A 13267-nucleotide genomic window follows, 5' to 3' on the forward strand; every position below is an offset into this window, starting at 1 on the left:
GGGGGCTGGTCGTCCATCCGAACAACGTAGCAGGCCACAGCTACCGGAACGGCGCCCAGCCGATCCGGCGGGGCGGTCTGTTGTCTTCGCCGGCAGGGCCGGTACCGCTAGTCAAACCAAGGGAAGAGAAATGCCTTTAGTCATCGTCGTGGCCGGCATCGTGCTGCTGCTGCTCCTGATCATGAAGCTGAAACTGAATACGTTCGTTTCGCTGATCATCGTCTCCTTCTGCGTCGCGCTCGCCCTTGGCCTGCCGCTCGACAAGGTGGTGAAGTCCATCGAAAGCGGCCTCGGCGGCACGCTCGGCCACATCGCCTTGATCTTCGGCCTCGGCGCCATGCTGGGTCGCCTGATCTCCGATGCCGGCGGCGCCCAGCGCATCGCCGTCACGCTGATCGAGAAGTTCGGCGAGAAGAACGTCCAGTGGGCGGTGGTCGTCGCCTCGTTCATCATCGGCATCGCGCTGTTCTTCGAAGTCGGTCTCGTGCTGCTGGTGCCGATCGTTCTGACCATGGCAAAGCAGATGAAGCTGTCGCCGCTGCACCTCGGCGTGCCGATGTGCGCCGCGCTCTTGGCCACCCATGCCTTCCTGCCGCCGCACCCCGGCCCGACGGTCATCGCCGGCGAGTATGGCGCCGACATCGGTCAGGTTCTGGTCTACGGCATTCTCATCGCCATCCCGGCGGTGATCATCGGCGGTCCGATCTACAACGCCATCGCCAAGCGGATCGTGCCGTCGGGCTTTGCCAAGAAGGCCGACCTCGACGCCATCGGTTCCTTCAAGACCTTCGACCTCGACAAGACGCCCGCCTTCGGCATCTCCGTGCTCACCGCCATGCTGCCGGTGATCATGATGTCGGTCGCGGCCATCATTGCCGTGATCCGCAGCGAAGCCGGCCTTGCCGACAGCTCCGCCTTCGCGATCATCCGTCTTGTGGGCGACGCCTCCGTGGCCATGGTCGTGTCGCTGCTGTTCGCCATTTGGACCATGGGCGTCAAGCGCAACATCCCGGTCAAGGACATCATGGCGTCCTGCACCTCGGCTGCGAGCCACATCGGCATGATGCTGCTGATCATCGGTGGCGGCGGCGCCTTCAAGCAGGTGTTGATCGACGGCGGCGTCGGCAAGTATGTCGCCGACCTGTTCGCCGACACCAACGCTTCGCCGCTGATCTTCGCCTGGGGTGTCGCAGCTCTCCTGCGCATCTCGCTCGGCTCGGCGACGGTTGCCGCCATCTCGACGGCCGGTCTGGTCATCCCGATGCTGGCGACGCACAACGTCAACCTTGCCCTGGTAACCCTTGCCACTGGCGCCGGCTCGGCCATCTGCAGCCACGTCAACGACGCCGGCTTCTGGATGTTCAAGGAGTATTTCGGGCTGTCGATGAAGGAGACCTTCGGCACGTGGACGGTCCTTTCGACGATCGTCTCGGTGCTCGGCCTGATCGGCGTTCTCCTCCTCGAAGGCTTCGTCGCCTGACGGCGAACGACGCCATCCGAACATAAGAGCGGCCGCGACAAGCCAGTGTCGCGGCCGCTTTTTTCAATGTCCTCGCTTAGCCGGTGACGTTCGCCTCGCCGGGATAGACCACCCCGATCTGCCGTCTGATGTCGTCGAGAGTTTCCATGATCGCCACGCTCTGTTCGAGCGGCAGGATGGGACTGCTTCGCTCACCGGCGGCGACCATCCGCTCCAGCTCCACGGCCTGGAAGTGCATGCCACGCCCCTTCATTTCGGCCGGCTTGAACTCCTCGATAAGCTTTTTCTGGCTGTCGAAGATCCGGAAGCTGGTCGGCGTGTACCAGACTTCGGCAATCTCGACATGGCCTTCCGTACCGTTGATCTCGGCGCGGTTGCTGCCGGGTGCGTCGCTGGCGGACACGGTCACGGCGCTGGCACCATTGGCATAGCGGAACAGGGTGGACACCTCGGCATCGGCGCCGGTTGCCTTCAGGCGACCCGACGCCAAAACCTCAGTCGGCTGCCCCAGAATGTCGAACGCGAAGGAGATGGGGTAGATGCCGAGATCCAGCAGCGCCCCGCCACCGAGTTCCAGCGCGTTGAGGCGATGGTTCGGATCGTCCGGAAGATCCTGCGTGTGCGTTGCTATGAGGGTCCGGATTTCGCCGATCATGCCGCTGGCCAAAGCCTGGCGCAGCCGGACCATATGCGGCAGGAAGCGCGTCCACATGGCTTCAAGAACAACCACGTCGTGCTTGCGGGACAGCTCCAGCAGGCGCCGGGCCTCGGCGCCGGTCAACGTGAAGGACTTCTCGACGAGAACATGCTTGCCTTCGGCAATGCAGAGTTCGGCCGCGCTGGCATGGAAGGGGTGCGGCGTCGCGATATAGACGACGTCGACCTCAGGGTCGGCGGCGAGCGCCTGATAGCTGCCGTGCGAGCGCGGAATGCCGTGCTTGTTGGCAAAAGCAACCGCCTTCTCGATGGACCGAGAGCCGACCGCCGTCACCTCCATGTCGTTGTCGAGCAGATCCTGCACAAAGAGATCGGCGATCCACCCCGTCGCCAGAATGCCCCAACGTAACTTGGCCATGAACCCTCTCTCCCTTCGCCCATCGGAATGCCTCCGTGGGGCAAGAGCCTCGCATTAATCTGACAAAAGGTCGAGGCTCGCGAGAGCGGAGTTATTCGCCGATGTCGATCTCGACCGAAACCGCCGAGCGGGGGGCAGCCCCCTGGAAGACGGCCTCGATATTGTTGCCGTCCGGGTCGAACAGAAAGGCCGCGTAGTAGCCGGGGTGATACGACCTTATCCCCGGACCACCATTGTCGCGGCCGCCGGCGGCGAGTCCCGCCTGGTAGAACCGCCTGATCACCTCCTGGTCACTGGCCTGGAATGCCAGATGCACATGAGACGCCTCGCTCTCGTCCTCTCCCAACGCATCAATCCAGAGTTCGTCGCAGGCAATATGCCAGTCGTCGTCCGCCAGAAGGGGAACGTTGAGCGCGCCCAGTACCGCCCGATAGAATCTGGCGGTGGCTGGAAAACTCCTGGCCCTAAGCTGAATGTGATCGATCAGGCGGCCTCGATGCAGGATCATGCTTGGTTCCTCGGTTGGCGCCGCCCTCCGTTCACGAGCGAGGCGCTCTCTCCTCAGCCACAAGACACTACCGCATCATCCTGACGGCATCCGTCACCAGTTGCGCATTGTCTCGCGCCACCTCACCCGTGGCGCGGCGACAACCGTCCTCCAGGCCGACCCGGGTGGACCAGCGGCGCTGCCGCGCCAGTTCGACGAAATGCCAGACCGTGGCGTCGAAGCCATGCAGAAGAATCGGACGAGCCAGGCCCGCTTCACCAAGAACCGCGGCGATCCCATCGACGACGGCCTCACCCGCCGAGATATCCTGCTCCTCGATTTCGATCAGGATGCGAAGAACGCGTCGGCAGTCCGGCAGAGTAACGAGCCGCTTCGCATCGTCCACGTTCGCCAACCCAGCCTCGACTCCGACGCCCATGCCGTGCAACAGGTCGATGACCGCCGGTGCATCTGCCTCCGAGAGGTTGACCGAAGCGTAATCCGGAAGAACGCGCCACCCGGCGATCAAGTCGCGCGTCCTGCGTCGATCCCCTTCGATCCAGGCACCGGTCGACACGCCGACAAACGTACCCGGACAGGCGCGCCGAACAAGCCGGACCGTCTCGCCTACGGCGGCAAGGCTCTCGCGACCGTCAGCGGCACGGGCATGTAGATGAATTTCCGCAGCGCCCGCCGCGACACAAGCGGCGCTGTCGCGCGCCATTGCCTCGACCGTCAGCGGCAAGGCGGGATGATAGTCGAAGGGGCGCGCGCCGTTGATGCAAGCCTGAACGATCATCGGGGGTCTCCACTCTCTCGATATGGCAGCCTCGCCATTTCAAGCAGAAAATGCGACCTCAAATCGTCAGAAATACTAGAAAGCCGCCGCTGCCCCGGCTCAAGCCGGTATCAAGCATGATGACGGCGCCCTTCGCCGGAATGATCGGCAGACCGGCTTCCTGAGCCATCCAAACAAAAAGGGGGCGGGAAGACGGTCCCGCCCCAGTCGGTCGATCAATCCATCAATTACTTGATGGCGCCCGACTTCTTGTGGATCTCGATGAACTCGGCAACGTTGTCCTTGGTCACCAGCGGGCAGTCGATGTCGGTGTCGATCTGCTCGATCTTGCCGGTCAGCAGGTCGTGAGCGACGCTGATGTTCTTGGCAGCGAGGTCATAGGCGTTCTGCAGCGCCGTGGACGTCATGCGGCCTTCCTGGATCAGCAGCATGGCCTCTGCAGTGCCGTCGACGCCGTAGGCGAGCATCTTGTCGAACTTCGGATCGTCCTTGACGACTTCCAGAGCACCGGCGGCCATGTTGTCGTTCATGGAAACGACGGCATCGATCTTGTCGTTGGCCTGGACCCAGTCCTCCATGAAGCGCATGGCTTCTTCTTTGTTCCAGTGCGCGATCTGCTCGCCGACGATCTTCACGTCCGAACGCTTGTCGAAGAACTCCTTCTGCCAGGCGTCGCGGCGCATGTCGGCGTGCATGTTGCCCGACGGGCCGTTCAGCACGACGACATTGGCGCCCTGCGGGATCTGCTCGAGCGCCAGACGGGCGTTCACGGCAGCCTGCTCATACGGATCGGCGTCGACCGACGACGAGCCGGGGATATCCTTGATGCGGGCATTCGTCGTGATGACCTTGACGCCATCCTTGACGGCCTGCTCGACATAGGGACGCTGGGCTTCGCCGTTGTTCGGCTGGACGATGATCAGGTCGTACTTGTTGGCGACGGCGTTCTCGATGAACGCGTTTTCCTTGGCGTCGTCAGCCTGCGCGTCCATGACGTCAACGGTCATGTCCGGGTACTTCTTGACTTCGTCCATGATGCCGTTGGCCAGCCAGGCGGCAAAGGAGTCCGCCTGGGCGCGGGCGATGAAGGCAATCTTGTAGTTCTCAGCCTGAGCAACCGTCGTCGCGGCCAGACACAGGGCGGCCACAGCCGTGACGGTGCGGATCGATTTCATGAACTTCATTTGGTATCTCCTCCAAGATATCTGCTTGATGGGGGCATCTATCGATCGACATGAGCCCCGCGTTTCCTCCAAAGCGAACGCACTAAGCTTTTGCCTCCTTTCGCTCATTCGGTAGCTTGGCTGCACCCAGGGTCTTCCGGGTACGATTGACCTTGGCCCACATGTCGTAGCCGACAGCCAGGGCAATGATGCCGCCCTTGATGACTTGCTGCAGGTACGAGTCGACGCCGGTCAAATTCATGATGTTGTTGAGGAAGCCGACGATGAATGCGCCGGCGAGGGTGCCACCGGCCGTTCCAAGACCGCCGGAGAAGCTGGTTCCGCCGATGATCGCAGCGGTCAACGCCTCGAACTCGTAGCCCTGGCCGGCGTTGGGAGCGCCAACGTTGGTGCGGGCCATCAAGAGAATGCCGGCGAGACCGACGAAGGCGCCATTGATCAGGTAGGCGCCGATCTTGATCCGGCCGACGTTGATGCCGGATGCCCGGGCCGCCTCTTCATTGCCGCCGACCGCATAGAGCGAGCGGCCGAAGCTGGTGTGGCCGAGGATATACCACGTCACGATGCCGACGATGATCATGAAGAAGACCGGCAGCGGGACGAAGCCGATCTTGCCCTGACCGAACCAGACATAGTCGCCGATCTGGTAGATGTTCTGGCCCTTGGTGAAGAGAAGCGCGATGCCGCGCGCCACCGTCATCATCGCCAGGGTGGCGATGAACGCCGGAATGTTGAAACGTCGGACGAGGATGCCGTTGACGAAGTTGCAGAGTACGCCGACGATCAGACCGACGGCGAAGGCAAGGGACAGCGAGCCCGTTTCCTTGAAGACATAGACCGACAGGACGCCGGCCAGCGCCAGCACCGAGCCGCAGGACAGGTCCAGAAGGCCACCGATGATGAGGATCGTTTCGCCGAAGGCCAGGATCGTCGTCACGGAGATCTGAGCCGAGATATTCGAGAGGTTTCGCGGCGAGAGGAAGTTCTCGTTCAGAAGATTGCAGACGATGATCATCACGATAAGGACCAAGTAAATGGAGTATCGCGACTTGATGGTCTGCCACTTCTCCCTCGTCATCAGGTTGTTCATTTTCCGCCCCTTTTGCATCTCGCCAGTCAGATAGCGATCAGACCGCTTTCCTGGTCATGTTCATCGCGTAGCGCATGATTGCTTCTTGAGAGAACTCGGCTCTGTCGAGCTCTCCCGTTATCCGCCCCTCGGCCATCACGTACATGCGGTCACACATGCCGATCAGTTCCGGGAGTTCGGAGGAAACCATGATGATCGACTTCCCCTCTTTGACGAGGTTGGTCATCAGCTTGTAGATCTCAAATTTCGCGCCCACGTCGATGCCGCGCGTAGGTTCGTCAAGAATGAGGATGTCCGGGTCCTGAAGCATCCACTTCGACAGGACGACCTTTTGCTGGTTGCCACCGCTCAGCGTGCTGACCTGTACATCGATGGACGCCATCTTCACGTTGATCTTCTTGCAGATCTCCTCGACCCGGCTTCTTTCCTTGCTGGCGTTCAAGCGCCCCTTCTGGAAGAACTGGTCCATCGAGGCGAGCGTCACGTTCTCCTTGACGTCGCGGATCGGAACGATGCCGTAGCGCCGCCGGTCCTCCGACAGCATCACCACGCCATTCCTGATGCTGTCCTGGACGTTGCGAACCCTGACGGGAGCACCGTGAACCTTGACCGTTCCGCCGAACCGATCGTCGAGCCCGAACAATGCCCGCATCACCTCGGTCCGCCCGGCTCCGACCAGACCGGCGAAGCCGACGATCTCGCCCTTCCTGACATTGAAGGAGACGTTGCTGAAACCTGCCGGTCCGCTGAACCCGTCGACTTCCAGCACAACGTCGCCGACCGGAACCTCCTCCTTGGGATAGCCCTGCCCGAGCGCGCGGCCGACCATCAGGGAGATGACCGAGTCGATATCGAACTGATCCTTTGGCCGCGTCTCGATGACCTTGCCGTCGCGCAGGATCGAGATCTCATCGGCGATGCGGAAGATTTCGTCCATCTTGTGCGAGATGTAGACGATGCCCTTCCCGCGCGCGCGAAGGTCGGCGATCTTCTCGAAGAGGATTTCGATTTCCTTGTTGGTGATGGACGACGTCGGCTCGTCCATGATGATGATATCGGCATCTCGCGAGATTGCCTTGAGGATTTCCAGCATCTGAAGGTTGGAGATCGACAGGTCCTTCAGCTTGGTTTCCGGATCGTAGGAGAGGTTTTCCTGCTTGAGCAGTTGAAGCGTCTTCTGCCGGATGGTCTTCCAATCGACCCGCCCGAAGCTCTTCTTCGGCCAGCGCCCCGCGAACAGGCTTTCCTCGATCGTCATCTCGGGCGTGTAGTTCAGCTCCTGAAAGATCATCGAAACGCCGAGCTCACCCGCCTTGATCGGCGAGGTGATCTCGACCTTCTGGCCCTTGATCAGGGTCTCGCCACCATCGGGCTGGTAGATGCCGTTGATGATCTTCATCAAGGTCGACTTGCCGGCGCCGTTCTCGCCGCACAGCACGTGAACCGACCCTTCCTTCACAGAAAAGCAGACATCCTCGAGCGCTTTCACGCCCGGAAACGACTTGCTTATGTTTCTGACCTCGAGAAGAGTTTTCTGCATCGATTAGGTCCTTGATCGGCCGGATGGCGGAATACGGGATCGGCTTGGCGTTCGTCAGTTGACGCCATGCACGTCGGCGAGCCTGGCCCGATAGAGCCCGAAAGCCTCGTCATAGGCGGCCTTGCGGCTCGCAACCGGCGCCGTCGTCTTGTCGGCATCGAGGCTGACGCAGCGGTCGGCGATGGCGGCGATATCCTCGCCCGCCCCGGCGGACCGACCATAGGCCCAGATCGCCTGGATTGCCGCTCCGAGACATCCCGCCTCATCGCCCGTGGGAACGACAATCTCGGCGCCTGTCATGTCTGCGACCATCTGCCGCCAGGGTTTGCTGCGCGCGCCGCCGCCAATCATGAACACGCGCTCGGCGGCCTTGTCGCCGCGAATGCGGTGAAGTCCGGCGAGCACGCCGAAGGTGACGCCCTCGACCATGGCCCGCATCAGGTTTTCCGGCGTCATGTTGACGGCGGACAGGCCGAGGATGGTGCCGCGCGCCGTGGGGAGGTCGGGAGTACGCTCGCCGTTGAGGAACGGCAGCATGGTGATGCCACCGGCGCCCGGCTCGGTCGCCTCCAGCGCTTCCGATACGAAGCCGACGTCGCGGCCGAGCAGGTGGGCACCGCCGGACGTGACGTTGGTGGCGTTCATGGTGCACACGAGAGGCAGCCAGCCGCCGCTCGACGAGCAGAAGGGGGCAACGGCGCCGCTCGGATCGAGAACCGGCGTGTCGGAATAGGAGAAGACCGTTGCCGACGTCCCGAGGCTGATGGTGACCACGCCCTCGCGCACGTTGCCGGTGCCGATGGCGCCCATCATGTTGTCGCCACCGCCGGCCGCCACCATGCATTCGGTGGTGAGGCCGAGCGCTTCGGCCGCGGCCTGAGTGAGCTTTCCAACTATGGCGTCGGGCGCAACGAGGTCCGGCAACGCAGCGGCGAGACGGCCGCTGCCGCGATCGATCAGTGACAACGCCTCGGGCGCCCAGGCACGCTTGCGAACATCGAAGAAGCCGGTGCCGGAGGCGTCGCCGTATTCGGCCACGAAGCAGCCGGTCAGCCAATGGTTCAGGTAATCGTGCGGCAGCAGGATATGGGCAATGCGGGCAAAGTTGTCGGGCTCGCGGTCGGCGAGGAAGGCCAGCTTGGAGATGGTATAGCCGGTGAGCGGGATGATGCCGACCTTGTCGAACCAGGTCGCCGGTCCACCGAGGGCGGCAACGATCCGCTCGTTGTCGGGCGCCGTCTCGGTATCGCACCAGAGCTTGGCCGGCCGGATGACCGCCCCCTTGTCGTCGAGCACGGCGAGACCGTGCTGCTGACCGGACACACCGAGACAGCGGATCGCATCGGCGGGCAAGGCCGCTTCCTTGAGCGCCATGCGCACGGCTGCGATCATCGCATCGACCCAAATCGACGGATGCTGTTCGCGGGCGCCGCTGTCGCGCTCGATCAGGCTGTGGGCAGCATGACCGCGCCCGCGCACCAGCCCGTTCTCGTCTATGACGAGCGCCTTGGTCCCCTGCGTACCGCAGTCCACTCCAATGAACATCGCTTTCCCTCCCTACCCCCGCGGGCAGCCGATCGACAGGCCACGCAACCAGCGGGCCTCCTCTGCCCGACATTCCGATCGCGGTCTTCCATCGTCCTCCACGACCGGCAGCGAACTGCCGGCGGGTTACCTATTCACAGCGTCTCAACTCGCCTGATCGTTCGACTGGACCCGAATGGCCGATCTTCCCTTCGCCCATCGGGAGCGCCTCACGGCGCGGCAGATTCGAACGATTAAGGTTCCGCCCCATCAGACGGGCGAGACCATCTTGTCGACCGAGGCGCGGGCCGCGCCGGGAGCACCTGGAACAGAGGCTGCATTCATCATGCATACCTTCTTCAGTCATTCCCGGGGGCACCCCGCGCCGGTCTTGCTCAGAAGGTGATCTGGACCTTGACGTCAGACGGGTTCTGCTGGGCGGCGCGTTCGAAGGCCTCGATCGACTTGTCGAAGGGATAGCTCGCCGAGATCAGCGGCTTCAGGTCGATCTTGCCCGAGCCGAGCAGCGCCAGCGTGCGATCCCAGACGTTGGCGTAGCGGAAGATGCCCGTCAGGCTGATCTCCTTGACCTCCAGCGCCACCACGTCGAGCGGAACCCGGTCCTGCGGCATGCCGACCAGAACCACCCGGCCGCCCTGCGTCACCACGTCCAGCATGTCGTCGAAGGCCTTCGGAGCGCCGCTCGCCTCGAAGAACAGGTCGGCGCCCTTGCCGGCCGTCCGCTTGGCGACCACGTCGGCCAGCTTCTCTTTGGTCAGGTCGACGGCGACGACGCCGGGCACCTTGGCGATGATGTCGAGCTTGGCTTTGGCGACGTCGCTGACGATCACCTCCGAGCAGCCCGACGCCAGCGCGGCGAAGGCCACCATCATGCCGATGGTGCCGGCACCGGCCACCACGGCGATGTCGCCCGGACGGATGGCGCCCTTGGCGGCGGCATAGACGCCGATCGCCAGCGGCTCGACCATGGCGCCTTCGGCGAAGGACACGCTGTCGGGCAGCTTGTAGGTCAGCGCCGCCGGATGGACGACTTCGGGCGTAAGACAGCCGTGGATTGGCGGCGTCGCCCAGAAGCGCACGGCCGGATCGAGGTTGTAGTGGCCTTCCAGCGTCTGGCGCGAACCGAAGTCGGGAATGCCGGGCTCCATGCAGACGCGATCGCCAACCTTGAGATGGGAGACCTTGGCGCCGACCGCCGTCACCACGCCCGAAGCTTCATGGCCGAGCACCATCGGCTCGTTGACGATGAAGTCGCCGATGCGCCCGTGCTTCAGATAGTGAACGTCGCTGCCGCAGATGCCCACCGCCTTGATGGCGACCCGAACCTCATCGGCCGCCGGTTCAAGAGATCCGGGAAGGTCGATGTCGCGAAGACGAACGTCTCCAATACCCTCGAGAACGACGGCTTTTACCTTCATGGCTTTTCCTCCCGAGCCGCTGACCTGCATTCTCAGACGGGCTTGCGCGGCTCTTGATGGAGGAGAGTATGAGCGCCGGAAGCTATTCCCGCTAAGCCAATTCAACAAATCTGTGTGCATTATTTTACATTTTGAAACCTAGACGAGTTCCAAACCGGCATGCCGACCGAGGATTTCCAGGTTCTCGGTAAAAAGGGCGCCTCGGCATCCAGACGTCGGCTGTCTCAATGAGGCGCCCGGCACGGAGAAGCGCGGCGATGCGAGGGAACCAATCTTGTCGCGGTCGGTTTCACGAACCACCGAGTCTGTTTTTCAAATCCACCCGCCGGGCCTCGTTTGATGGCGTCTCAAGTTGAAAGTCGATCCTTCCACGGCGGTCGCCGATGCAGACCGCATCACCACATGACCATCCCGCGTTTCGAGCTATCATGGGTTCGGCCGGAGCTCCCATCCCGGTCGGCCAATCTTCCCGCATATTGGCAATGGCAAGTCGTCCCGGAGAACACGTGAATGCGTAAGGTGCTGTCTGGCTCGGCTTTTCCCCTGGGCGTGACGGTCGATGACAAAGGCGCCAACTTCGCGCTGTTTTCCGACAACGCGAGCGGCGTCACGCTTTGCCTGTTCGATCGCTTCGGTATCACCGAAACGGAGCGTATCGCTCTGCGCGAGTGCACCAACGGCGTCTGGCACTGTTACCTGCCCGGCGTCGGACGCGGGCAAGTCTATGGCTGGCGCGTCCATGGCCCATGGGCACCCGAAGCCGGCCATCGCTTCAACCCCAACAAGCTGCTGCTCGATCCCTATGCGCGCCAGTTCGTCGGAGACATCCGATGGAACGACACGCTCTATGGCTACCAGATCGGAGCCGGCGAAGACGCCGATCTCATGATGGACGAACGCGACAGCGCCGCCTTCATGCCCAAGGCGCGCGTGGTGGCGGGCACACCGATGGTCACCACCCAGCATCCGCATGTATCCTGGGCGAAAACGGTCATCTACGAAGGTCACGTGCGCGGCCTGACCATGCTGCACCCGGTGGTTCCGAAGACGATCCGCGGCACGTTCACCGCGCTGGGGCAGCCGGAGTTCGTCGATTATCTGGTCGGGCTGGGCGTCACTTCGCTGGAGCTTCTGCCGATCCACGCCTTTCTGCAGGACAGGCATCTCGTCGAGAGTGGCCTTTCCAACTACTGGGGCTACAACACGCTCGGCTTTTTCGCCCCCGAGCCACGTTACCTTGGCGACACCGGTCTCGAATCCATAGGAGAGGCCGTCGATCTGCTCCATCAGGCCGGCATCGAGATCATCCTCGATGTGGTCTACAATCACACCTGCGAAGGCAACCATCTGGGGCCGATGCTGTCCTTCAAGGGCATCGACAACGCGTCCTATTACCGCCTCCTGCCGGACAACGGTCGCTACTACGACAACCTGACCGGCTGCGGAAACGCGCTCAACACCGATCATCCTCGCGTATTGCAGATGATTCTCGACAGTCTGCGCATGTGGGCCACGGTCTACGGCGTCGACGGCTTCCGCTTCGACCTTGCCACGACGCTGGGACGTCGCCCCAGCGGCTTCGATCCGGGCCACGCCTTTTTCAATGCCATCCTGCAGGATCCCCTGCTCGGAGGGCTGAAGCTGATTGCCGAGCCCTGGGACATCGGTCCAGGCGGCTATCAGCTCGGATCGTTTCCGCCCGGCTTTTCCGAATGGAATGGCGACTACCGCGACAAGGTGCGCGGCTTCTGGAGCGGCGAGGAAGGACTGCTGCCGAGCTTTGCCACCCGCGTCGCCGCCTCGCAGGACATTTTCGCCGAAGGGCGCCGTCGGCCATGGTCGAGCGTCAACTTCATCACCGCCCATGATGGTTTCACCCTCAATGACCTCGTCTCCTACAACCACAAGCACAACGAGGCCAATGGAGAGGACAACCGCGACGGCCACGACGATAACAAGAGCTGGAACTGCGGCGCCGAGGGCGAGACCGATGACGAGGCCATCAACGCCCTGCGCCACAGGCAGAAGCGAAACCTGCTCGCCACGCTGTTCCTCAGTCAGGGCGTGCCGATGGTGCTTGCCGGCGACGAGTGCTCCAACACGCAAGGTGGCAACAACAACGCCTACTGCCAGGATAACGAAATCGGCTGGGTCAACTGGTCGAACGACGACCCGGAGCTACCGAAGTTCGTGGCGCGGCTTGCCGACCTCAGAAAGAACCATTCTGCCCTCTCTCGGCCGGAGTTCCTGACCGGCGCCCGCAACGAGATGGGACAGCCGGACGTCGCCTGGTTCAACAATCACGGCGACCGGATGACCGAGGCCGACTGGGAAAATCCGCATTCCAAGTGCCTGACGCTGCGCCTTGCGCCGGTCCTGGAAAGCGAGACTCCGCTCCTGATCATGCTGAATGCCTCACATGTTCCGGTCGAGTTCCAGATCCCCCCGGGGCACCCAGGGGACTGGGAAGTGATCCTAGCCACGGACGGCGATCTCGAGGATGCCCGGCTCGGCGGCGATGCCACTTTCACCATGCCCGCCCGAACGCTCGTTCTCGCCGAGTGGCGGGAACAAAGCCCGACCGATTCCGTTCCAGAGGCAACCAAGCCGACGAACGGAACGGACGACGATTGACGGGTAGCACGCCCG

The 13267-nt window shown here is 62.7% G+C and carries 10 protein-coding genes; 2 read left to right on the top strand and 8 right to left on the bottom strand.

Features of this window, described 5'->3' with window-relative positions; translation table 11 throughout:
* The first annotated feature begins 130 nt into the window (after positions 1–130).
* Positions 131–1480: a gluconate:H+ symporter gene (locus M4J39_RS06480; RefSeq protein ID WP_251727008.1), complete on the top strand. Its 1350-nt coding sequence runs from the start codon at positions 131–133 to the stop codon at positions 1478–1480.
* A 76-nt stretch (positions 1481–1556) separates the two neighbouring features.
* Here the strand turns inward: M4J39_RS06480 and M4J39_RS06485 are convergent, their stop codons facing one another.
* The 8 genes from M4J39_RS06485 to M4J39_RS06520 all read right to left on the bottom strand — a co-directional run bounded on the left by M4J39_RS06485 (position 1557) and on the right by M4J39_RS06520 (position 10618).
* Complete coding sequence (locus M4J39_RS06485) at positions 1557–2555, bottom strand: Gfo/Idh/MocA family protein (RefSeq protein ID WP_251727009.1); 999 nt, start codon at positions 2553–2555, stop codon at positions 1557–1559.
* A gap of 91 nt (positions 2556–2646) precedes the next feature.
* Positions 2647–3063, bottom strand: coding sequence for a VOC family protein (locus M4J39_RS06490; RefSeq protein ID WP_251727010.1), 417 nt, complete (start codon positions 3061–3063; stop codon positions 2647–2649).
* A gap of 67 nt (positions 3064–3130) precedes the next feature.
* Positions 3131–3841 (bottom strand): 3-keto-5-aminohexanoate cleavage protein, encoded by a 711-nt coding sequence (locus tag M4J39_RS06495; RefSeq protein WP_251727011.1) that lies wholly within the window; start codon positions 3839–3841, stop codon positions 3131–3133.
* Between the two features lie 227 nt (positions 3842–4068).
* Entirely contained in the window at positions 4069–5025 is a 957-nt protein-coding gene (locus M4J39_RS06500) for a sugar ABC transporter substrate-binding protein (protein WP_251727012.1), read from the bottom strand.
* Between the two features lie 82 nt (positions 5026–5107).
* Complete coding sequence (locus M4J39_RS06505; RefSeq protein ID WP_251727013.1) at positions 5108–6115, bottom strand: ABC transporter permease; 1008 nt, start codon at positions 6113–6115, stop codon at positions 5108–5110.
* A 37-nt stretch (positions 6116–6152) separates the two neighbouring features.
* The gene (locus M4J39_RS06510) at positions 6153–7655 is read right to left on the bottom strand and encodes a sugar ABC transporter ATP-binding protein (RefSeq protein WP_251727014.1); all 1503 of its coding nucleotides are present in this window, start codon (positions 7653–7655) and stop codon (positions 6153–6155) included.
* Positions 7656–7709: 54 nt separating this feature from the next.
* On the bottom strand, positions 7710–9200 hold the full coding sequence (gene xylB, locus M4J39_RS06515) for a xylulokinase (protein ID WP_251727015.1): 1491 nt from the start codon (positions 9198–9200) through the stop codon (positions 7710–7712).
* A gap of 374 nt (positions 9201–9574) precedes the next feature.
* Complete coding sequence (locus M4J39_RS06520) at positions 9575–10618, bottom strand: NAD(P)-dependent alcohol dehydrogenase (protein ID WP_251727016.1); 1044 nt, start codon at positions 10616–10618, stop codon at positions 9575–9577.
* Positions 10619–11128: 510 nt separating this feature from the next.
* Between M4J39_RS06520 and glgX the strand changes: the two genes are divergently transcribed.
* Positions 11129–13252 carry a glycogen debranching protein GlgX gene (gene glgX, locus M4J39_RS06525; RefSeq protein ID WP_251727017.1) on the top strand — a complete coding sequence of 708 codons (2124 nt, stop codon included), beginning with the start codon at positions 11129–11131 and terminating at the stop codon, positions 13250–13252.
* Positions 13253–13267 lie beyond the last annotated feature (15 nt).

The organism is Pleomorphomonas sp. NRK KF1 (assembly GCF_023721755.1).
GTDB lineage: Bacteria > Pseudomonadota > Alphaproteobacteria > Rhizobiales > Pleomorphomonadaceae > Pleomorphomonas.

Excerpts from the sequence above, each read along its gene's own strand:
- M4J39_RS06480 (WP_251727008.1), top strand. The coding sequence starts at position 131 with ATGCCTTTAGTCATCGTCGTGGCCGGCATCGTGCTGCTGCTGCTCCTG.
- M4J39_RS06485 (WP_251727009.1), bottom strand. The coding sequence starts at position 2,555 with ATGGCCAAGTTACGTTGGGGCATTCTGGCGACGGGGTGGATCGCCGAT.
- M4J39_RS06490 (WP_251727010.1), bottom strand. The coding sequence starts at position 3,063 with ATGATCCTGCATCGAGGCCGCCTGATCGATCACATTCAGCTTAGGGCC.
- M4J39_RS06495 (WP_251727011.1), bottom strand. The coding sequence starts at position 3,841 with ATGATCGTTCAGGCTTGCATCAACGGCGCGCGCCCCTTCGACTATCAT.
- M4J39_RS06500 (WP_251727012.1), bottom strand. The coding sequence starts at position 5,025 with ATGAAGTTCATGAAATCGATCCGCACCGTCACGGCTGTGGCCGCCCTG.
- M4J39_RS06505 (WP_251727013.1), bottom strand. The coding sequence starts at position 6,115 with ATGAACAACCTGATGACGAGGGAGAAGTGGCAGACCATCAAGTCGCGA.
- M4J39_RS06510 (WP_251727014.1), bottom strand. The coding sequence starts at position 7,655 with ATGCAGAAAACTCTTCTCGAGGTCAGAAACATAAGCAAGTCGTTTCCG.
- xylB (WP_251727015.1), bottom strand. The coding sequence starts at position 9,200 with ATGTTCATTGGAGTGGACTGCGGTACGCAGGGGACCAAGGCGCTCGTC.
- M4J39_RS06520 (WP_251727016.1), bottom strand. The coding sequence starts at position 10,618 with ATGAAGGTAAAAGCCGTCGTTCTCGAGGGTATTGGAGACGTTCGTCTT.
- glgX (WP_251727017.1), top strand. The coding sequence starts at position 11,129 with ATGCGTAAGGTGCTGTCTGGCTCGGCTTTTCCCCTGGGCGTGACGGTC.